We start from the raw sequence: 20,463 nt of genomic DNA, 5'->3' as shown, positions 1-20,463 counted from the left end.
GCTTGATTTTTAAATATAAAAAAGACATTTTGTCTCGAAAAAACGAATAAATACTGACTTTTTGACTGTTTGAAATAAGTTAGTTATGATAAAATAAGTATTAAAGTAATGAAAATATGGGAATATTAGATAACTTTTTCAATAATAAAAGTACCAGTACTTTAAAGGAAAAATCGTCTTTAAACTGGATACCATTGACAGATATAAAGCAGTTAGATGAAATTAAAAGTTTATCAGAAAATGAACCTGTAGCTATTTTTAAACATTCTACACGATGTGGTATTAGCAGTATGGTCATTAAACGCTTTGAAAATAGTTTTAACGAAGAATTGCAAAATTTTAAAGTGTACTATTTGGATTTATTGAGTTATAGAGAAATATCTAATGAAATAGCTCATATTTTTCAAGTACTTCATCAATCACCTCAGTTATTGGTGATTGAAAAAAGGAAGGTGGTAGCTCATGCTTCTCATTACGATATTGCTCAAGTGGATTTGAAAAAGTTTTAAAAAAACTCCCAATTTTAGTGGGATTTCCTTAAATACCTCGTATTTTTGCATATTTCAAAATTATAGAGATTTGAGTAACGAAACAGCAACTTCACAGCCCAAGAAAGGAAAAAATTTATACGATTATCAAAAAGAAGCATTACACAAAATTTTTAAAAGTTTTGAAGATGCCCCTGAGAATTACCACTTATTATATCAGCTTCCAACAGGAGGTGGTAAAACAGTTATATTCTCTGAAATTACACGTCAATACTTAAAACATCATCAAAAGAAAGTATTGATAATGACTCACCGAATAGAGCTATGTAAGCAAACTGCAAAAATGCTTAGCGAATTTGGTGTTGAAAATAAAATTATCGATAGCAAAGCGAGTTTAGATGATCAAGATAGATATGATTGCTTTGTCGCAATGGTAGAAACGTTGAACAATCGTTTAAATGACGATATGTTGGATATTTCTGATGTAGGCTTGGTAATTATTGATGAGGCACACTACAATTCATTTACAAAACTATTTAAGTTTTTTGAAAAATCTTTCATTTTAGGGGTAACTGCAACTCCTTTGAGTTCTAATATTAAACTACCTATGAAAGATAATTATGATGAGTTAATTGTAGGGGAGAGTATAGGAGCTTTAATAGAAAATGAATATTTGGCAAAAGCCAGTGTGTTTTCATATAATGTAGGTCTAACCTCATTAGAAGTTGGGGCTAATGGAGATTATACAGTAAAATCATCAGAAGATTTATATACCAATACCGATATGCTTTCTAAGCTATTACAAGCTTATGAAGAGCGTGCTAAAGGAACTAAAACGTTGATTTTTAATAATGGTATTAATACATCATTACATGTATTTGATACATTTAAAAGAGCAGGATACCCTATTGCGCATTTAGATAATACCAATACAAAAAAGGAGCGTGATTTAATATTAAAATGGTTTCACAAAACTCCCAATGCGATTATTACTTCAGTAAGTATTTTAACAACTGGATTTGATGAACCATCTGTACAATCAATTATTTTAAACAGAGCAACAAAATCATTAACGCTGTATTATCAAATGATTGGTCGTGGTTCTCGTATTTTACCAGGGAAATCAGATTTTAATGTGATTGACTTAGGTAATAACTTTCACCGTTTTGGACCTTGGGGAGCCGATTTAGATTGGCAAAAAATGTTTAGAGCTCCTAATTTCTATTTGGATAATCTATTGACAGATGAAGAGATAGAAAGTGGTTTTAGATACGAGTTACCAGAAGATGTGAAAGCAGAATTTTCAAACTCTGAAGACTTATACTTTGATGTTAAAAAAGTGTATAGAGATACTATACAAGCTGGTGAATCTTCTAAACGAGTATTAGAAAAATCGATAGAACATCATGCAAAAATGTGTGTAGAAAATAGTGAAGATGTTTTTGATGCTTTAATCTTAGCGAAAATGCTAGGAGGAGATATTGATGATAGAATCTACAGATATTCTAAATGTATTTCTAAAAGTACACATAACTTTATTGATTGGTTACAAGATGATTACCGCAAAAAGTTAAACACATATTTACGTGGTAATTTTGATGAAGTATACGAGCAAGTTCATGGTCATCCACCACCAGAAGAAGAATAAAATTTAAGAAATATTTTTCAAAGCTCTATTGAGACTACGAAGAGTAATGCCCAAATAATTGGAGATATCGTTTTTAGAAAAGATATTTTCAAAGTTTGGGCATAATTCTTTAATTTTTATAAGATTAGCTTCAATAGAATAGGATTGTTGAAAAGAATGTCTTGGAGCCTTATATCCAATTTTTTTAGCCATGGACTTGATGACAAGCCTATTAAAAATAGGGTCGTTATTAAGTAGTGTGGTATAATGTATGTGAGATATTCGATATACTTCCACATAATCAATAGCTTCAATAGAACAATAACTTAAATTTCCTGAAAAAACTTCCAATTCTCCAAACTCCATTCCTTCGCTTAAAAATTCTTGAATAAAGTCTTTTCCATTTTCATCGGAAAGGTAACATTTGGTAATTCCTTTTTTGATGATATACAAATGGTGGTATCTTTTATTTTGTTGTAGAATAATACTTTTAGGAGCGTGTTTTTCTTTTTGAAAAAAATCTGGATGTCTTTCATTTATTTTTTCAACATATTCTAAAAAATCAATATCCGTTCTTATCATTTTTAGGGCTGGGACAAATGTCCTTTTTTAAGATTTTTATTCTAAAGTTCTTTGTAAGGTAAAATTATATAATAAAATAGAATTGTAACTAATGAAGAAAAGTTTATTGCAACAAATCCAGTTTATCAAAGAAATAGATAAGTTAAAATACATTCAAAGGAAAACTAAATTATTTAATAGTAACAGATGTGAAAATGATGCGGAACATAGTTGGCATTTAGCTATAATGGTTATGGTATTAGCAGAACACAGTAATACTAAAATAGACATTTTAAAAGTCTTAAAAATGGTATTGATTCATGATATAGTTGAAATTGACTCCGGAGATGTTTTTATTTTTGATACTCTAAAGGAACATGTTAATACTAAAGAAGAATTAAAAGCAGCGAAAAGAATTTTTGGTATTCTACCAGAAAATCAAGCAGAGGAATTTATAAACTTATGGTTAGAATTTGAAGAAGGGATTACTGAAGAAGCACGATTTGCAAAAGCGATGGATCGTTTTGAACCTATTTTACAAAATACTTCTAATAATGGAGGTACTTGGAAAGAGTTTATGGTGTCTAAGGAAAAGGTAATAAATAAGACCGAAAGTATCTCTAAAGGCTCTGAAACTATATGGGAATATTCGCTAAATGAAATAGATTTAATCTTTAATGAGCTTTAAATTAAAATTATGAAAGTATTAGAAGTAACTCGGCAACGTATTTATACTCCTCAATTTTTATTAATTTGTTTGAGTTCTTTATTTTTTTCTGCAAGTTATAATATGTTGATACCTGAACTACCAAGTTATTTAAGTGGTTTGGGAGGATCAGAATATAAAGGGCTTATAATTTCCTTATTTACTTTAACAGCAGGATTATCAAGACCTTTTAGTGGTAAATTAACAGATACGATAGGTAGAAAGCCAGTATTAATTATAGGAGCTTTGGTTTGTGTAGTAACAGGTATGTTTTATCCTGTTTTAACTAGTGTTTCAGGTTTTTTATTTTTACGCCTATTGCATGGTTTTTCTACAGGTTTTAGTCCTACTGCGATAGCTACTTATGTTTCTGATATTATTCCATCTAATAGGTTAGGAGAGGCAATGGGAGTTCAGGGCTTATGTTTTAGTACAGGCTTGGCTCTTGGACCAGCTTTAGGAAGTTATGTAAAGCTGTTGACAAATTATAATGTACTGTTTTATAGCTCTTCCATTATTGCGTTACTGTCAATAGTATTGGTTTTTAAAGTGCAAGAGACTTTACCTACTAAGCAAGCTTTTAAATTAAGATCACTTTTAATTTCAAAATCAGATGTTATAGCAAGAGAAGCATTATTACCAGCTATAATTACTTTTGTTTCCTATTTAGGATTTGGTGTTGTACTTACACTAATACCTGATTGGAGCGATCATTTAGGGATTATCAACAAAGGAACATTTTTTATAGCATTTACTATATCCTCAGTTTTGATAAGAATCATAGCGGGAAAGTTTTCAGATGTTTATGGAAGAAAGCATGTAATTATCGTAGGCTTGCTAATTTTAATAGTAGCATTAATTCTGTTAGGTAAATTTGAAAGTATTAATGGATTATTATTTGCGGCAACTTTATATGGAATAGCTATGGGTATTTTATCACCTACAATTAATGCATGGACTATCGATTTAAGTAAACCATCAACTAAAGGTAAGTCTATTGCTACTATGTATATTGCTTTAGAAGCAAGTATTGGTTTAGGAGCTCTATTTTCAGGATGGTATTACAGTAACAACATAACGAATATTCCAGTTATTTTTTATGCATGCTCATGTATAGTAGGAATAGGATTTCTTTTTATGTTATATATTAAAAAACCTCGCTAATTTTAGCGAGGTTTTTTAATATAAAGATATCTATGTGTGTTTATTCTTTAGCAGGTAAAACTTTACCAACACATTCACCAAAACCAATACGAACATTGTCGTTTTTACAATAACCACGCATAATTACGGTATCATTATCATTGATGAATTTACGTTCGCTACCATCGTTCATTTTTATAGGGTTTTGACCTCTCCAAGTCAACTCTAACATTGAACCAAAACTATCTTTTGTAGGACCAGAAATAGTACCACTACCCATCATATCACCAGCATTTATTGGACAACCATTTACTGTATGATGTGTTAATTGCTGTACCATAGTCCAGTACATATATTTAAAGTTGGAATTACAAACTACGGTTTCTTCAGAACCTTCAGGTTGAATCGCCATTTGTAAGTTAATATCGTAACTATCTTTTCCTTCTTTACGTAAATATGGTAAAGGCTCATATACTTGCTTTGGGTTGTCTACTCTAAAAGGTTCTAAAGCATCTAAGGTTACAATCCAAGGAGAAATAGTAGAAGCAAAGTTCTTTCCTAAGAAAGGACCTAAAGGAACATACTCCCAAGCTTGAATATCACGAGCAGACCAATCATTAAATAGTACCAATCCAAAAATATATTCTTCCGCCTCTTCAATAGGAATTCTATCACCTAAATCATTAGCAACTGTAGTAATAAACGCCATTTCTAATTCAAAATCTAACAGTTTTGAAGGTCCAAAATTAGGAGTTATTTCACCTTCATTTGGTCGCTGTTGCCCTACTGGACGACGAATCGGAGTTCCTGAAGGTACTATAGAAGAACTTCTTCCGTGGTAACCAATAGGAATCTGTAACCAGTTAGGGAATAAGGCATTTTCAGGATCTCTAAACAAACAACCTACATTTGTGGCATGTTCTTTACTAGCATAAAAATCGGTATAATCACCAACAGCTACTGGAAGTTGCATTTCAATTTCATCCATTCCAAAGATTACCTTGTCTTTATGCTCAGCATTGTCACGCAGTGTAGTATTTTCAGCATCAAAAATATCCGCAATTCTATTACGAACTAAGCGCCATGTTTTACGTCCATCAGCAATAAAGTCATTTAAAGTATCTTGTAAAAAGATGTCATCAGTTAACGGAATTCCATTAAAATATCCTAATTGATGTAGAGCACCTAAATCGATTGCATAATCACCAATTCGAGTACCTATAGTTATAATATCATCTTTGGTTAGAAAAACCCCAAAAGGTATATTTTGAATAGGGAAATCTGAGTTTTCAGCCACAGTTAACCAAGATTTTCTATTCGGGTTATTAGCAGTTATTTCCATTTATTATTTTTGTTATATTTTCATCAAACCTACATATTTTTTTCAATTTACCCCAAAAAGATGAGTAAAAAAAATACTAAAGTATATTTACATACACTTCTTGTAAAATCTGTAAAAATTGAAGAATAAAATTACTACTTTTGGCTACTTTATGTAACAACACACAACATGCAAAAAGATCATCAAATATTTGATTTAATTCAAGAAGAGAAAGAGCGTCAATTAAACGGATTAGAATTGATTGCTTCGGAAAATTTTGTGAGTGACCAAGTAATGGAAGCTCAAGGATCAGTTTTAACTAATAAATATGCTGAAGGATATCCACAAAAACGTTATTACGGTGGATGTGAAGTAGTAGATATCGTAGAGCAAATTGCAATTGATAGAGCAAAAGAACTTTTCGGGGCTGAGTATGTAAACGTACAGCCACACTCAGGAAGTCAAGCAAACACAGCTGTTTTTGCTGCATGTTTACAACCAGGAGATACTATTTTAGGATTTGATTTATCTCATGGAGGGCACTTAACACACGGTTCACCAGTAAATTTTTCTGGTAAATTATACAATCCTGTATTTTATGGAGTTGATAAAGAAACAGGATACATTGATTATAAACATTTAGAGCAACAAGCTAAGGAACATAAACCTAAATTAATCATTGCAGGAGCTTCAGCGTATTCTCGTGATATCGATTTTAAGAAATTTAGAGAGATTGCTGATAGTGTTGGTGCTATTTTAATGGCAGATATTTCACATCCAGCAGGATTAATTGCTAAAGGAATTTTATCAGATCCGTTACCACACTGTCATATCGTTACTACGACTACTCACAAAACTTTACGTGGACCACGTGGAGGTATGATTATGATTGGAAAAGATTTTGACAATCCATTTGGAGAAAAATTAAAATCAGGAAAATTAAAGAAAATGTCAACATTGATTAACTCTGCGGTTTTCCCAGGAAATCAAGGTGGACCATTAGAGCATGTTATTGCTGCTAAAGCGGTTGCTTTTGGAGAGGCGTTGACAGATGAATTCTTAGAATACCAAATTCAAGTAAAGGAAAATGCACAAGCAATGGCGAAAGCATTTGTGGCAAAAGGATATGAAATTATCTCTGGAGGTACAGATAACCACTGTATGTTAATTGATTTACGTAACAAAAACATTACAGGAAAAGCTGCTGAAGAAGCCTTAGGAAAAGCTGAAATTACTGTGAATAAGAACATGGTTCCGTTTGATACTGAGTCTCCATTTGTTACTTCTGGTATTCGTGTAGGTACTGCTGCTGTTACCACTCGTGGTTTAAAAGAAGCAGACATGGAAGTTGTTGTAGACTTAATTGATGAAGCATTAATGAATGCTGATAATGATGAAGTATTAGAGGCAATAGGAGAGAAGGTGTACGATTTAATGCACCACAGACGTTTGTTTATTATGTAGAAGGTATTACCTTCAAAATAAGTAATAAATTAAAGGTCGCTCTAAAATATTTTAGAGCGACCTTTTTTATTCGTCATTGTCTTGAGCTCGTTCCAAGATTTTTTCAGGAAGTGCTTTTTTAGCTTTTGCTCCCATTTTTTTGAGTTTTTCTACACTTGTAATTAAGTTTCCTCTACCTTCTACTAGTTTATTCATAGCAGCGGCATAATCGGCTTTAGTACCATCTATTTTCTTACCAATATTCACTAAATCGATTAAAAGTCCTTGAAATTTATCATATAAAGCACCAGCTTGACGTGCAATTTCTAAGGCATTACGTTGTTGTTTTTCGTTATTCCACATAGTATCAATGGTACGTAATGTAGCCAATAGCGTGGTTGGAGTTACAATTACAATATTTCTTTCGAAAGCTTTATTATATAAGGTGTTGTCTTCATTTAAAGCTACCGCAAAAGCAGGCTCAATTGGTACAAAAAGCAATACAAAATCTGGGGATTCTATTTTGTAGATGTCTTCATATTTCTTTTCTGAAAGTTGCTCTACGTGACGTTTTAATGAATTTACATGTTCCTTTAAAAAACGTTCTTTTTCTATATCATCTTCAGTATTTATAAATTGCTCATAAGCAGTTAATGACACTTTAGAATCGACAATCATTTTTTTGTTATCTGGTAAATGAATCACGACATCGGGCATAATACGTTTACCTTCTTCATTGATAAAAGATTGTTGTACAAAATACTCACGATCTTTTTCTAAACCAGATTTTTCTAACACACGCTCTAAAACCAACTCACCCCAATTTCCTTGAGTTTTACTGTCTCCTTTCAAGGCTTTGGTTAGATTAATAGTTTCTTTGCTCATTTGAGCATTTAACTCTTTTAACCCTAATAATTGTTCTTTTAAAGCAGAGTGCATCGAAATACTCTCTTTTTGAGTGTCTTCAACCTTCTTTTCAAAGGTTTGTATTTTTTCTTGAAGCGGATTTAAAATATCCTTAATATTCTTTTTATTTTGTTCAGTAAACTTATTTGATTTTTCGTCTAAAATCTTGTTCGCTAAATTTTCAAACTCTTTGGTAAACTTTTCTTGTAATTTTTCTACTTCCTCTTTATTCTCATTCAGTTTTAACTGTAAGTTTTTCAACTCTTCATTTTTTCTAGCTAATTCGATAGCCGAAAATTCTTTTTCACGACGAATTTCTTCTGTCTCCTTAGATTTTTCAGTAAAACGCTCTTGTACTTCCTTTTTTTGGAATTCTAAATTCGCTTGATGATTTTGTAGTGTAGCAATTTCTTTTTCTAAATCAGTTGTTTGTTGTTTAAACTTTAATTTAGAAAGTAAGTTTCCAATAATAAATCCAATAATAAGGGTACTAATAGCAACTAAAAGGAGTAAAAGAGTGGTATTCATTAGGTTGTTTAAAAGTTTATTGTATGAACAAATATAGTACAAGATAGGTTAAATTTATTTGATTTTTATAAGGAAAACCGTATCATTGACCTTTATAACTATCGGAATGATATCTAAATTTATATTTCATAAAGTTTTAGGCTGGAAGTTGGAGGGAGATTTTCCAAGAGATTTGAAAAAGTATGTAGTGATTGGAGCACCACATACCAGTTGGAAAGATTTTCCTATCGCTATTTTAGCAAGAAACACATACGGTGTTAAAGTCAATTTTATAGGAAAAGCTTCGTTATTTAAACCGCCATTCGGATTTATTTTTAGAGCGCTAGGAGGGTCACCAGTAGATAGAAGTAAGAGTACTAATAAGGTAGATGCGATAGTGAATTTGTTCAATCAACATGATGAATTCCGTTTAGCTTTATCTCCAGAAGGAACAAGAGCTAAAGTTACTAATTGGAAAACAGGGTTTTATTACATTGCTAAAGGTGCTAATGTACCTGTTGTAATGTTTGCTTTTGATTTTGAAAACAAACAAATTAAAGTAGCCCCACCGTATTATCTTACAGATGATATGAAGGGAGATATGAACCATATATACGATTTTTACAGAGGTATAAAAGGAGCAAAACCTGAATTGTTTTACGTACCAGATAATGAGTAAAATAAACGTTAAATAGCCTTGTTTTTTTGAAAATCTCACAAGATTTGAGTACCTTGTAGAAGGTTTAAAAACAATGAGATATGAGAAAGTTTGGTTTGTTATTATGCGCGATTTTTTTACTGTTTAGTTGTGCTTCTTCAAAAAATGCAACGCAAGTAGAAATAGACAATTTAAATGCTCTTATCCAAAGTAAAACATTTGAAATAGAGTCGGAATGGGCTGAACCTCAAGTAACAAATGCAATGATGCAAATAACCAATGCTAGAATGTTACCAACAGGAAGTAGTGCAGGAAATATTAATTTAATAGGAAACAGCAATTTTTTTAGAATGAAAGGAGATACTGTTGCTGCCTATTTACCGTTTTTCGGTGAACGACAAATGGGAGGATCTTATGGTGGAACCAAAATTGGAATTGAGTTTGAAGGAGTCCCTAAAGATTTAGTAATATCTGAGGATAAAGAGAACAGTTACAGAATCAACTTTAAAATAAGAGATAAAAATACAACTACAGAAAACTACAATGTTGTAGTTCGAATTTACCCTAGTTTGTCTAGTACTATTTATGTAAACAGCACTCAAAAAAACTCTATAAATTATAGAGGTAGAGTGATAGCCAGTACAGAAAAATAGGCATATTAAATAAAGTTGTGGAAATCTATAGAATACTATATTTTACTGCTTCTTAAAACTACTCATGGGATTACACAACTTTAAAAAGTTTCTTATCGAAAAAGGAGGTTTATCTGAAGAAGATTTTTTTCAGATACAGTCTTTTATACAAGTAAAAGAACTCTCAAAAAACGAATTTTTATTAAAACAAGGAGATATTTGTTCTCATTTCTTTTTTGTAGAAAAGGGCTTACTTCGTATGTATGCTTTAAACGAAGAGGGGAAAGAAAATATCTTACAATTTGCTACTGAAGGTTGGATTGTGAGCGATAGAGGTAGTGTATATTTTCAAGAACCGTCCACTTATTATATTGATGCTATAGAAGATACACTAGTTGTAATGTTAGATGAGCATTTTATAGACCAAGTTTCAAAAGTTAATTTAGGATTTAGAAAGCAAAACGAGCATTTATTACAAAATCATATTCGTCATTTGTACAAACGTATTAGCCAATTATTAGGAGCTTCAGCAAAAAGTCGTTACTTAGATTTTGTAAGTATGTATCCAGATATTATGTTACGAGTCCCTCAATGGATGATTGCTTCATACTTAGGTATTACACCAGAAAGTCTCAGTCGTGTTCGTAAAGCTTTAGCTGAAGAAAACTTCAAACCACACAAATAACACTTCTTACCATAGGTCAATGCATACCTTTTTTTGTTGCCGTAATTTTACAGTAAATAAAAAAGGATTTATTATGAGACATTTAAAAACATTAGTTGTAACAAAAAATACAACAATGCCTAAAATTTTGAATTGGCAAGTTTCAACTGTTAGTAATGTCGAAACAGCCATTGAAAAATTATACCAACAACCATATAAGGTTTTAGCTATTTCAAAAGACACTAAAGACATAGATAAAAACAAACTGCAAAAAATTATTACGGTATTGTTCCCGGAATCAATTATCGTTGAATATAAAGACGAAGCAGCACTTTCTGAAAGTGTTAAACAGGGATATTGGTCTAAAAATAAACCAGAAATGCAGCGTAATTATTTGGATAACTCATTTGAAATGAAGTTGGCCTGTAGTTTAAATTAATTAAAAGAAAGGATTTTAAAATGAAAACAAGAAGTATAGAAAAAGTAGTAAAACCAGGAACTCCACATTTTGTTGGAGACGGGTTTAGAGTACACAATTTTATTCCAGGAACCTCAACGATGCAACGTATGGATCCATTTATCATGTTGGATTATAATTCGAAATTTAATTTTCCTCCAACAGATAAACCAAAAGGAGTGGGAGTGCATCCACATAGAGGTTTTGAAACCGTAACGATTGCCTATAAAGGACGTGTAGAGCATGGAGATAGCGCAGGAGGAGGAGGAATTATAGGTGAAGGAGATGTACAATGGATGACAGCAGCTTCTGGAGTGTTGCATAAAGAATTTCACGAAACTGAATGGAGCAAAACAGGAGGAGAATTTCAAATGGTACAGCTATGGGTAAACCTTCCTGCAAAAGATAAAATGAGTCCGCCAAAATATCAAGCTATAGCAAATGCAGAAATGGCTAAGGTACAATTACCTGAAAATACAGGAGAAATAGAGGTGATTGCAGGAGAATATAAAGGTAATAGAGGACCAGCATCAACATTTTCGCCTGTAAACATGTTTAATGTAAGATTGAAAAAAGGTGCGAAAACTCAACTGACATTTCCTACTCACTATACTACTTCAATTTTACCTGTAGAAGGAAGTGTTAAGGTAAATGAAGTGACGGATGTTTTACAAGATCACTTTACACTGTTTGCAAATGACGGAGATACATTTACAATAGAAGCTATAGAAGATACAGTTGTTTTGGTATTAAGTGGAGAACCGCTAAATGAACCTATTGCAGCTTATGGACCTTTTGTAATGAATACTCAAGAAGAATTGGTTAAAGCATTTCAAGACTTTAATACAGGGAAATTTGGGTATTTAGAAGATTAGAGAAATAAAATGTTAGTGATGATATTTATCTAATAAGCTTGGTTAAATTATGCTTATAGGCTCTACCAATAGGTATGTATGTTTCTTGAATTTTGATTCGATTACCTTCAATAACTTCTATTTTGTTAACAGGCACAATATATGATTTGTGAACACGAATAAAAGTATTAGGCAATAGTTTTTCAAAGTTACCAAGTCTATCTAGGGTAATGATAGTATCATTTTCAAGGTGTATTTTCACATAACTTCCTAAACTTTCTAAATAATTTATAGAGTTTAGAATTACTTGATGAATTTTTTTATCACCTTTAATAAAAATTTGCTCACCGGCTGTTGTATTGGAGTTAGATACAGATGAAGTGTTTACACCCTGTACAATAGTCGGTTTTTTAGCTTTTTCTAGGAGTTTTTTTTGAGCTACAGCTTTATTTACTGCTTTTAAAAAGCGTTCAAAGCTAAAAGGCTTAAGAAGATAATCTAAAATGTTTAGTTCATAGCCTTCTAAAGCATGTTCTTGATAGGCTGTTGTAATAATAATCAAAGGAGGATTCTGTAGCGTACGTAAAAAATCTAACCCTCTTAACTTTGGCATGTTAATATCTAAAAAAATAAGATCTACTGAATGTTCATTTAGATAATTCATAGCGTCTAAAGCAGAGTGACACACCTTAACGATGTCTAAAATATCAAGGTTCTCACTGTAATTTTTAATTACTTTATGAGCCAAAGGTTCGTCATCTACAATGATACACTTCATGCTAAATTTAGTTTTAATTGTACTTTAAACATACCATTACTATTCGTAATGTGCAAGTTGTGATTAGAAGGATAGGTTAGCGCCAATCGTCGCTTTACATTCTCCAATCCAATTCCAATTGGTATATTTTCGGTAGTCTCTATAAAATTGTTTTCAATAGTAAAAAATAAGGTTGTTTTAGTTACTTCTAATTGTAAATTGATAAATGCATCTTTCTCCATAAGATCAAATCCATGTTTATAGGCATTCTCTAAAAATACAATAAGTATCATCGGTGCTATTTGCAGATCAAAATCTTCTATACTTTTTTGAAAAGTAACAACACCACGTTTGTGCTGTCGCATTTTTTGCAATGCTATAAAGTTATCTAAGTAGCTCACTTCGCTTGTAATAGAAACTTTAGGCGCTTTACATTCATATATTGTATAGCGCATCATTTCAGAAAGCTTTAAAATAACACTAGGAGTTTGTTCAGATTGCTCTAATGATAAGGCATATAAATTATTTAAGGTATTGAAGAAAAAATGTGGGTTAATTTGATTTTTCAATACCGATAGTTCTAATTGAAGACGATCGTTTTCTATCTGTTTGATTTTTGATGATTGTGTATACCATCGATAAGAAAGGTGTAGTAAGGTAGAAATTAATAAAATAAAAATCATACCTGAGATTCCTGTTTCTAAACTCGGATTTTGATTTTTCATTTGGAACAAATGTTCATCCATCCAAGGTTCACCATAGCCCATTATCCAACCCCATATCAGAATAAGTATGGCGGAAAAGAGAGCAAAAAGTAAATACTTCTTCAGTACTAAAAATTTAGGAATTAACCAGTAAATGTTTAGATAAACAGGAGGAGCTATAAGAAAAAAAACTCCTGACATGGTTTGTAGCAACATCAATCCAAACAATTGAAATGTAAAAGAAGCTTCATTGGTTATTGCCATCATAAAAGCAAGGGTAATACATGCACTAAATAAAAATGACAAATGAAGAATGATGCGTTTTTGTATGGTGTTCATATAAACAAAAATAATACAAGTAATTAGAATCCTCTATTAGAATTCATAAATCCATTGTTTTTATCAACGAACGACCTATTTTCATAAGTAAACGCCATTTGCAGATACATTAAAGGTATTGATTTGGTTTTATATGCCTTTGGTTAAAAAAAGATTTTATCTGATGAAGGTTATCATTCTTTTGACATTCATTTAAAATGTATAACGATGAAACTAACCATAAACAATTTATGTAAAACGTATGACAACGGAGTACAAGCATTAGATAATCTTAGCTTAGAGATAAATAACGGAATGTTTGGCTTATTAGGACCTAATGGTGCAGGAAAATCTTCTTTAATGCGAACTCTAGCTACTTTACAAGAGGCTGATAAAGGGACTGCTTTTTTAGGAGATATAGACATACTTAATAATCCTTTAGAATTACGAAAGGTACTAGGTTACTTGCCTCAGGAGTTTGGAGTATATCCTAAAATCACAGCACAACAACTTTTAACACATCTTGCCATATTAAAAGGAATTACAGCTAAGAATGAACGCAAAGATTTGGTACACTATTTATTACAAAAGGTAAATCTTTATGAAAAAAGAAACAAAGCTGTAAGTGGTTTCTCAGGAGGTATGAAACAGCGAGTAGGAATTGCTCAGGCACTAATAGGAAACCCAAAACTAATTATTGTTGATGAACCTACTGCAGGTCTTGATCCAAATGAACGAAATAGCTTTCATAACCTTTTAGCAAAAGTAGCCAGTGATGTGGTTATTATTCTTTCTACTCACATTGTGGAAGATGTTAACGAGTTATGTGAAAAGATGGCAATTATGAATCAAGGGAAAATTATATGTCAAGGACAACCTAAAAAAGTAATCGAAGAGATAACTAATAAAGTTTGGCAGAAAACAATAGAACATCAAGAATTAGAAGATTATAAACGCCATTATGAAGTAATTTCAAATAAAATGGTAGGAGGTAAGCCTTTAATTCATGTACTAAGCGATAAAAAACCAGCGTCAGGGTTTGAATCAGTAACACCTAGTTTAGAAGATGTGTTCTTTACAAAGATTAACGAATCGAAAAAGAACAGTGTAGCTGAATTAATCTAATAAAACAATAAGGTAATGTTTAAGACTTTTTTTTTCAACGAAATAAAGAATGGGGTTAAAAACTCTATGCTGTACATATTTTTTTTGATGTTTACTATAATTGCAGCAATTGGTGTAGTAAATGAAGGAATAGCATTTGGTGGAGCTACAGGTAGTGTATACAGAAACGCACCATATATAATTACTTTTTACACTGTTAAACTATCAATGATAGCCTTGTTGGTTGCTACAGCCTATTTTAATAATGCGGCATTACGAGATTACCAACATCATTTTAACGAAATTCTATTTGCTACTCCAATTCGAAAAGTAAGTTATTATTTTGGACGCTTTTTAGGAGCTTTCTTATTGTCGATAGTGCCTTTATTGGGAGTATTCTTGGGATTTTCAATAGGTACAGATATAGCCTTAGAGAGTAATCAATTATCAAATGATTCGATTGGAGTATTACAGCAAGGAGTCTTTATAAATAACTTTTTACTTTTTGTAGTGCCCAATATGTTTGTATCTGGATCCATAATTTTTGCTATTGCTTATAAGTATAAGAGTACCGTAATTTCTTTTATAGCGACCATTATCATTATTGTAGCTTATTTAATATCAGCTGCTTTAATAAATGATATACATACGGAAGGTTGGGCAGCTATGTTAGATGTTTTGGGTGGAAATGCTTACTTAGTAGATACTAAATATTTAACTCCCTTAGAAAAGAATACTCAGGTAGTGTCTCTTTCAGAGTGGTTGCTTTTTAATAGGCTATTTTGGATTGGAGTTGGAGTTATTGTTATAATCAGTTCTTATTATTCTTTCTCATTTGTACTGAAACAGAAACCTAAAAAAAAGAACTCTCAAAAAGTAGAAGAAGCAAAACAAAAAATTAAACAACCTTCAGTACATTCTGAATTTAATTTTTCTACTACAATTTATCAATTTAGAAGTTTTTTTAAAATGGATTTATATGCTATTGTGAAAAGTAATACGTTTAAAATCTTACTCTTTTTTGGAGTTTTAATTTTACTGAATAAACTGTCAAATGGTTTTGAATATTATGGGCTTCAATCATATCATATAACCTCTAAAATGATAGCTTTTAACAGACCTATAAGTATGATAATAGGGATGATTATCCTAGTTTTTTTTAGTGGAGAACTCGTATGGAAGGAGCGTAATAGTAACATTGCAGGAGTACTAGATGGCACACCACACAATTCTTTACTACTACTTATATCTAAAATCAGCGCATTGGTATTGATCAATATAATATTCGATTTGCTATTAATAGCAATTTCAGTATTGTATCAGATGTTACATGGAGTTTTTAGCATACAATTAGATGTTTACTTATTGGATATGTTGTATTCTGGAGTACCGTTGTATCTTACATGGGCATGCATCTTGATAGGGATGCAAATAATAATCAACCACAAATACTTAGCATATTTTATAGCTATTCTGTGTATTTTCTTATTTGAATTTTTAGTAGTTGATGCTTTAGGGATTCAATCATTTATGTTGAATTTAGGCTTTTCACCAGCATACATTTATTCTGATATGAATGGATTTGGCCCTGAGCTATTAGCTAAAAATTGGTTCAGTTTGTATTGGGTGTCTTTTGGTGTTTTATTGATAACTACCACTAGTTTGTTGTGGGTAAGAGGAACGGTAAAAGGCATTAAGAACCGTTTCCGATTAGCATTCAAAAGAATAACATCGAAATTTATAAAAACTTTTATAGCTAGTTTGGCTTTCTTCTTATTGGTTTCAGGATATGTGTATTACAATACTCAACTACTAAATAATTATTACAGCGCTTCAGAAATTAAAGATATGCAAGCAAAGTATGAAATGAGCTATAAAAAGTACGAACAAGTTTTACAGCCAACTATTATTGCTATTGACTATACAATAGATGTATATCCTTATCAGCGGAATGTTTCCGCTACCAGTATTGTTACAATTAAAAACACCAGCAATAAAGCTATAGATTCATTACATTATTCACTTTTTTATTTTGTAGATGAAGGGAATGAAGGAATAGAATTAAAAAAATCAAAATGGATTAAAAGTATCAAAGTACCTAATGCCAAATTAGTGTTGGATGATAAAGAATTAGGATACCAAATATTCAAATTGGATACACCTTTAAAACCAAATGAAACTATGAAACTAATAGTTGATACCAATTATCAAAGTCAAGGGTTTGAAAATGAAGTGTCAAATATTCGTGTAGTTAAAAATGGAACTTTTTTCGACTCCTCAGCAATTTTACCCACTTTTGGCTATGAATTATATAACGAGTTAACAGATAAAAAAGACAGAAAGAAGTACGGATTACCACTACGTAAAAATCTTCCTGATTTGAATGATAAAGATAAATCATATCTCACACGTAATTATATTACAGGAGCGACATCACCTTGGGTAGATATCACAACACAGATAACAACTTCCCAAGATCAAATAGCGGTAGCTCCAGGAAGTTTACAAAAAAAATGGACAGTTGGTAATCGTACTAGTTATCAGTATAAAAACGATCATAGTTCATTAAACTTTACCAGTTTTATGTCAGCTAAATACAAAGTAGCTACTAAACAATGGAGTTCTGTAAATCTTGAGGTGTATTATGATGCTTCACATGATTATAATATTGATATTATGCTTGAGGCTTTAAAAAAGTCACTAGAGTATTATACAGAACAATTTGGCCCTTATATGCACAAACAAGCACGAGTAGTAGAAATACCAAAATACTACAATTTTGCACAAGCTTTTCCAGGTACAATGCCATATACAGAAGGAGGCGGATTTGTTACCAATTTAAGTGATGCCAATGATAACAATGTTATTTATGCCTTAGTAACTCACGAAATGGCACACCAATACTGGGGGCATCAAGTGGTAGGAGCTAAGGTTGCAGGTGCTACTATGCTATCAGAAAGCTTCGCAGAATATTCTTCTCTTATGGTTTTGAAGAATACTTTAAAAAGTGATGAGAAAATGAAACAGTTTTTAGCGTATGATTTTGAAAAGTATTTACGGGGTAGAGGAACAGAATCTCAAAAAGAACAACCTTTACTTTATGTAAAAGACCAAGACTATATCCATTATGGTAAAGGAAGCTTGGTATTGTATGCGTTACAAGAATATATTGGTGAATCCAAAGTAAATACTGCTTTAAGAGCATTTTTAAAAGCCTATAAATATCAAGAGGCACCTTATCCTACTAGTTTAGATTTTTTAAGATATTTAAAGCCTCAAATACCTGAAGAATTACAATACTTACTTAAAGATTGGTTTGAAGAGGTAACTTTATATGATTATCGTTTGAAGGAGGCTACTTACACAAAACTAAACAATGGGAATTATAAAGTGAATTTGACTATTGATGCCAATAAGATAAAGGTAGACAGTTTAGGTAAAGAAAAAGGAGTAATGCCTCATGATTGGGTAGATATAGCTGTTTATGTCAATGATAAAGAATTATTGTTGAAACGAGTATTATTTAACCAAAAAGAAATGCGCTTATCTTTTGAGGTAAATGAATTACCAAGTAAAGCAGTTATTGATCCTAAACGATTACTGATAGAACGAAATATAGAAGATAATAGTAAGAAGATTACATTGTCACAGCAAGAAGATTATTTAACAATTAATTTTATTAACGTTACATAGTTGAGTTTTGTCATACCACATAAAAAAGCAGCCTTTACTAAAAGCTGCTTTTTGTTTTTAGTATTGTTCTTAAGCACAAGATACCGTAACCGTATGTGTATGCCCACCACCAGTGGTTGAGGTAACGCTAATAGAATTGTTATTTTGTAAAGATGAAAAGTTTGCAGCAGTTACCGTTATTATATGATTATGATCAGCACTACCTTGTATTGAATAAGCTTTATCTGTTCCATTTTGTACATCTTCTTTAGAGACATTTAAGGAATGTCCATGATTACGATTAATAGAATTATTGGTGCCATCTTTTAAACAATTACCAGAAGGGAGTGGAATTGGATTTGGACTAGGTTCATTATCAGAACCTGAAGAGCACCCAACAAATGTATAAGCAGGTAATGCAATAAGCATTGCAGCTAATGATTTTTGAATAAATGTTTTTCTATTCATGAGTTAAGTGTAATGTTGTTTAAGCACAAGATACTATTACTGTATGTGTATGATTATCACTATCACCGCTAGTAGAAGCTATACTAATAGAATTATTACTTTTTAATGAAGAAAAATTAGCAGCAGTTAAGGTTACATTATGATTGTGAGCTGCAGTTCCTTGAATTGAATAGGATTTTTCAGTACCAGCTTGAACATCTTCTTTTGAAACTGTTAAGCTATGTCCATGATTAGCAGTAATGGCACTACTAGTTCCATTATCTATACAGTTACCCGAAGGAGTAGGGTCTGGGTTTGGAGTAGGGCTTGGATCATTATCAGATCCAGAGGAGCATCCCACAAGCATATAAGCAGGTAATGCTATAAGCATTCCAGCTACAGATTTTTGAATAAATGTCTTTCTGTCCATGATGTTAGAGTGTTGTTGTTCAGTTAAATATACTAAAAAAAAGAAGGATATCAAAATAAAGACAAACACAAAATCTAGAGAATATATAAATTTAATGTTTCGTAAATTACATGTGCAAAGATTCATTACAACTAAAGAGAAAAACTTAAAATGTCTAATACAAAATTAATTATTGAGGAACGAGCGGCTAATATTGGTAATTTTATAGTGGGACGTTTATTACCTTTTAGACAAAAACGTATGGTAGGTCCATTTATTTTTATTGATCATATGGGGCCTGTTAGTATGGACGATAAAGAAAATTTAGATGTTGCTATGCATCCTCATATAGGAATATCGACACTAACTTTTTTGTTTGAAGGAGCTATAGTACATCGTGATAGTTTGGGTACTGAAATAGAAATTACTCCAGGAGCCGTTAATTGGATGACAGCGGGGAGAGGAGTAGTACATACCGAAAGAACACCTGAACGTTTAAGAAACTCTAATAAAAAACTACACGGTTTACAAATATGGGTGGCTTTACCAATTAAAGACGAACAGTGTAAACCTTCTTTTGCGCATGCTTCAGCTTCAGAACTTCCTAGTTGGAAATATGAAGGAATACGGTTTAAACTCATAGCAGGTAAAGCTTTTGGAAAGGAGTCGCCAATTCCTGTTTATAGCCCATTATATTTTATAGAAATTAAGTCAGCAGAAGAAAAAACTGTTGCTATAGGCGAGTATTTATTTGGGGAGAGTGCTTTATATATTTTAGAAGGAAGCATTACTAGTGATGGACATACCTACGAAGCGAAACAGCTATTAGTAGCTAAGGATAGTAGTTTATGCGCTTTTACTATTTCAGCAAATTCTACCATCTATATTTTTGGTGGAGAACCCTTTCCTGAAGAACGTTTTATCGAATGGAATTTTGTAGCCTCTGATAAAAAATTGATAGAACAAGCAAAAGAAGATTGGAAAAATGACAAGTTTCCACCAGTACTTAATGAAACAGTTAAAATTCCCTTACCAGAACCTAAGCGTTTTGGAAGATAAATATGTATTAATAGGATAAACTTGAA

At 31.7% G+C, this 20,463-nt stretch carries 20 protein-coding genes; 13 read left to right on the top strand and 7 right to left on the bottom strand.

Translation table 11 applies throughout. From position 1 onward, the window contains the following. Positions 1-116 precede the first annotated feature (116 nt). Positions 117-509 carry a bacillithiol system redox-active protein YtxJ gene (ytxJ, locus tag ACQY6M_RS03160; protein WP_428740363.1) on the top strand — a complete coding sequence of 131 codons (393 nt, stop codon included), beginning with the start codon at positions 117-119 and terminating at the stop codon, positions 507-509. 70 nt (positions 510-579) lie between these two features. After that, complete coding sequence (locus ACQY6M_RS03155; RefSeq protein ID WP_428740362.1) at positions 580-2,136, top strand: DEAD/DEAH box helicase; 1,557 nt, start codon at positions 580-582, stop codon at positions 2,134-2,136. 3 nt (positions 2,137-2,139) lie between these two features. Here ACQY6M_RS03155 and ACQY6M_RS03150 read toward each other — a convergent pair whose 3' ends face one another. Then, the gene (locus ACQY6M_RS03150) at positions 2,140-2,697 is read right to left on the bottom strand and encodes a Crp/Fnr family transcriptional regulator (protein WP_428740361.1); all 558 of its coding nucleotides are present in this window, start codon (positions 2,695-2,697) and stop codon (positions 2,140-2,142) included. 91 nt (positions 2,698-2,788) lie between these two features. On the opposite strand from ACQY6M_RS03150, the gene ACQY6M_RS03145 reads away from it, so the two are divergent. Both ACQY6M_RS03145 and ACQY6M_RS03140 read left to right on the top strand, forming a co-directional pair. Further along, on the top strand, positions 2,789-3,364 hold the full coding sequence (locus ACQY6M_RS03145) for an HD domain-containing protein (protein WP_428740360.1): 576 nt from the start codon (positions 2,789-2,791) through the stop codon (positions 3,362-3,364). 9 nt (positions 3,365-3,373) lie between these two features. Next, positions 3,374-4,546 (top strand): MFS transporter, encoded by a 1,173-nt coding sequence (locus ACQY6M_RS03140; RefSeq protein ID WP_428740359.1) that lies wholly within the window; start codon positions 3,374-3,376, stop codon positions 4,544-4,546. 40 nt (positions 4,547-4,586) lie between these two features. Here the strand turns inward: ACQY6M_RS03140 and fahA are convergent, their stop codons facing one another. Further along, positions 4,587-5,867: a fumarylacetoacetase gene (fahA, locus tag ACQY6M_RS03135; protein WP_428740358.1), complete on the bottom strand. Its 1,281-nt coding sequence runs from the start codon at positions 5,865-5,867 to the stop codon at positions 4,587-4,589. A gap of 168 nt (positions 5,868-6,035) precedes the next feature. Between fahA and glyA the strand changes: the two genes are divergently transcribed. Continuing rightward, complete coding sequence (gene glyA, locus ACQY6M_RS03130) at positions 6,036-7,310, top strand: serine hydroxymethyltransferase (protein ID WP_428740357.1); 1,275 nt, start codon at positions 6,036-6,038, stop codon at positions 7,308-7,310. A 66-nt stretch (positions 7,311-7,376) separates the two neighbouring features. Here the strand turns inward: glyA and rmuC are convergent, their stop codons facing one another. Continuing rightward, the gene (gene rmuC, locus ACQY6M_RS03125) at positions 7,377-8,723 is read right to left on the bottom strand and encodes a DNA recombination protein RmuC (protein ID WP_428740356.1); all 1,347 of its coding nucleotides are present in this window, start codon (positions 8,721-8,723) and stop codon (positions 7,377-7,379) included. 106 nt (positions 8,724-8,829) lie between these two features. Between rmuC and ACQY6M_RS03120 the strand changes: the two genes are divergently transcribed. The 5 genes from ACQY6M_RS03120 (at position 8,830) to ACQY6M_RS03100 (ending at position 11,988) form a co-directional block, all read left to right on the top strand. After that, positions 8,830-9,381 carry a lysophospholipid acyltransferase family protein gene (locus ACQY6M_RS03120; protein ID WP_428740355.1) on the top strand — a complete coding sequence of 184 codons (552 nt, stop codon included), beginning with the start codon at positions 8,830-8,832 and terminating at the stop codon, positions 9,379-9,381. Between the two features lie 80 nt (positions 9,382-9,461). Further along, entirely contained in the window at positions 9,462-10,013 is a 552-nt protein-coding gene (locus ACQY6M_RS03115; protein WP_428740354.1) for a DUF4251 domain-containing protein, read from the top strand. A gap of 64 nt (positions 10,014-10,077) precedes the next feature. Continuing rightward, a complete protein-coding gene (locus ACQY6M_RS03110; RefSeq protein ID WP_428740353.1) occupies positions 10,078-10,677 on the top strand; it encodes a Crp/Fnr family transcriptional regulator in 600 nt (199 codons plus the stop codon). A gap of 73 nt (positions 10,678-10,750) precedes the next feature. Beyond that, positions 10,751-11,095, top strand: coding sequence for a hypothetical protein (locus ACQY6M_RS03105; protein ID WP_428740352.1), 345 nt, complete (start codon positions 10,751-10,753; stop codon positions 11,093-11,095). A 20-nt stretch (positions 11,096-11,115) separates the two neighbouring features. After that, entirely contained in the window at positions 11,116-11,988 is an 873-nt protein-coding gene (locus ACQY6M_RS03100) for a pirin family protein (RefSeq protein WP_428740351.1), read from the top strand. 25 nt (positions 11,989-12,013) lie between these two features. Here ACQY6M_RS03100 and ACQY6M_RS03095 read toward each other — a convergent pair whose 3' ends face one another. Both ACQY6M_RS03095 and ACQY6M_RS03090 read right to left on the bottom strand, forming a co-directional pair. Further along, complete coding sequence (locus ACQY6M_RS03095; protein ID WP_428740350.1) at positions 12,014-12,745, bottom strand: LytR/AlgR family response regulator transcription factor; 732 nt, start codon at positions 12,743-12,745, stop codon at positions 12,014-12,016. After that, positions 12,742-13,767, bottom strand: coding sequence for a sensor histidine kinase (locus tag ACQY6M_RS03090; protein ID WP_428740349.1), 1,026 nt, complete (start codon positions 13,765-13,767; stop codon positions 12,742-12,744). The genes ACQY6M_RS03095 and ACQY6M_RS03090 overlap by 4 nt, the downstream gene beginning before the upstream one ends. Before the next feature lie 207 nt (positions 13,768-13,974). Between ACQY6M_RS03090 and ACQY6M_RS03085 the strand changes: the two genes are divergently transcribed. Together ACQY6M_RS03085 and ACQY6M_RS03080 are read left to right on the top strand one after the other, a co-directional pair. Next, a complete protein-coding gene (locus ACQY6M_RS03085; RefSeq protein WP_428740348.1) occupies positions 13,975-14,871 on the top strand; it encodes an ABC transporter ATP-binding protein in 897 nt (298 codons plus the stop codon). An 87-nt stretch (positions 14,872-14,958) separates the two neighbouring features. Continuing rightward, positions 14,959-18,543, top strand: coding sequence for a M1 family aminopeptidase (locus tag ACQY6M_RS03080; RefSeq protein WP_428740347.1), 3,585 nt, complete (start codon positions 14,959-14,961; stop codon positions 18,541-18,543). A 69-nt stretch (positions 18,544-18,612) separates the two neighbouring features. On the opposite strand, the gene ACQY6M_RS03075 is transcribed toward ACQY6M_RS03080, so the two are convergent. Next, the gene (locus ACQY6M_RS03075; protein ID WP_428740346.1) at positions 18,613-18,990 is read right to left on the bottom strand and encodes a hypothetical protein; all 378 of its coding nucleotides are present in this window, start codon (positions 18,988-18,990) and stop codon (positions 18,613-18,615) included. Between the two features lie 19 nt (positions 18,991-19,009). Next, a complete protein-coding gene (locus tag ACQY6M_RS03070; RefSeq protein WP_428740345.1) occupies positions 19,010-19,399 on the bottom strand; it encodes a hypothetical protein in 390 nt (129 codons plus the stop codon). A gap of 150 nt (positions 19,400-19,549) precedes the next feature. Here ACQY6M_RS03070 and ACQY6M_RS03065 point away from each other — a divergent pair, with 150 nt between their 5' ends. Next, a complete protein-coding gene (locus ACQY6M_RS03065; RefSeq protein WP_428740344.1) occupies positions 19,550-20,437 on the top strand; it encodes a pirin family protein in 888 nt (295 codons plus the stop codon). Positions 20,438-20,463: the final 26 nt, after the last annotated feature.

Origin of the sequence: Tenacibaculum sp., from assembly GCF_050290165.1 — a bacterium.
GTDB lineage: Bacteria > Bacteroidota > Bacteroidia > Flavobacteriales > Flavobacteriaceae > Polaribacter.
This window is presented reverse-complemented; position numbering and strand designations above follow the sequence as displayed.

Bases quoted from the DNA above. Each gene is read 5' to 3' on its own strand.
- ACQY6M_RS03070 (WP_428740345.1), bottom strand. From the start codon at position 19,399: ATGGACAGAAAGACATTTATTCAAAAATCTGTAGCTGGAATGCTTATA.
- ACQY6M_RS03080 (WP_428740347.1), top strand. From the start codon at position 14,959: ATGTTTACTATAATTGCAGCAATTGGTGTAGTAAATGAAGGAATAGCA.
- ytxJ (WP_428740363.1), top strand. From the start codon at position 117: ATGGGAATATTAGATAACTTTTTCAATAATAAAAGTACCAGTACTTTA.
- ACQY6M_RS03145 (WP_428740360.1), top strand. From the start codon at position 2,789: ATGAAGAAAAGTTTATTGCAACAAATCCAGTTTATCAAAGAAATAGAT.
- ACQY6M_RS03120 (WP_428740355.1), top strand. From the start codon at position 8,830: ATGATATCTAAATTTATATTTCATAAAGTTTTAGGCTGGAAGTTGGAG.
- fahA (WP_428740358.1), bottom strand. From the start codon at position 5,867: ATGGAAATAACTGCTAATAACCCGAATAGAAAATCTTGGTTAACTGTG.
- glyA (WP_428740357.1), top strand. From the start codon at position 6,036: ATGCAAAAAGATCATCAAATATTTGATTTAATTCAAGAAGAGAAAGAG.
- ACQY6M_RS03075 (WP_428740346.1), bottom strand. From the start codon at position 18,990: ATGAATAGAAAAACATTTATTCAAAAATCATTAGCTGCAATGCTTATT.
- rmuC (WP_428740356.1), bottom strand. From the start codon at position 8,723: ATGAATACCACTCTTTTACTCCTTTTAGTTGCTATTAGTACCCTTATT.
- ACQY6M_RS03065 (WP_428740344.1), top strand. From the start codon at position 19,550: ATGTCTAATACAAAATTAATTATTGAGGAACGAGCGGCTAATATTGGT.
- ACQY6M_RS03085 (WP_428740348.1), top strand. From the start codon at position 13,975: ATGAAACTAACCATAAACAATTTATGTAAAACGTATGACAACGGAGTA.
- ACQY6M_RS03150 (WP_428740361.1), bottom strand. From the start codon at position 2,697: ATGATAAGAACGGATATTGATTTTTTAGAATATGTTGAAAAAATAAAT.
- ACQY6M_RS03110 (WP_428740353.1), top strand. From the start codon at position 10,078: ATGGGATTACACAACTTTAAAAAGTTTCTTATCGAAAAAGGAGGTTTA.
- ACQY6M_RS03090 (WP_428740349.1), bottom strand. From the start codon at position 13,767: ATGAACACCATACAAAAACGCATCATTCTTCATTTGTCATTTTTATTT.
- ACQY6M_RS03100 (WP_428740351.1), top strand. From the start codon at position 11,116: ATGAAAACAAGAAGTATAGAAAAAGTAGTAAAACCAGGAACTCCACAT.
- ACQY6M_RS03115 (WP_428740354.1), top strand. From the start codon at position 9,462: ATGAGAAAGTTTGGTTTGTTATTATGCGCGATTTTTTTACTGTTTAGT.
- ACQY6M_RS03140 (WP_428740359.1), top strand. From the start codon at position 3,374: ATGAAAGTATTAGAAGTAACTCGGCAACGTATTTATACTCCTCAATTT.
- ACQY6M_RS03095 (WP_428740350.1), bottom strand. From the start codon at position 12,745: ATGAAGTGTATCATTGTAGATGACGAACCTTTGGCTCATAAAGTAATT.
- ACQY6M_RS03105 (WP_428740352.1), top strand. From the start codon at position 10,751: ATGAGACATTTAAAAACATTAGTTGTAACAAAAAATACAACAATGCCT.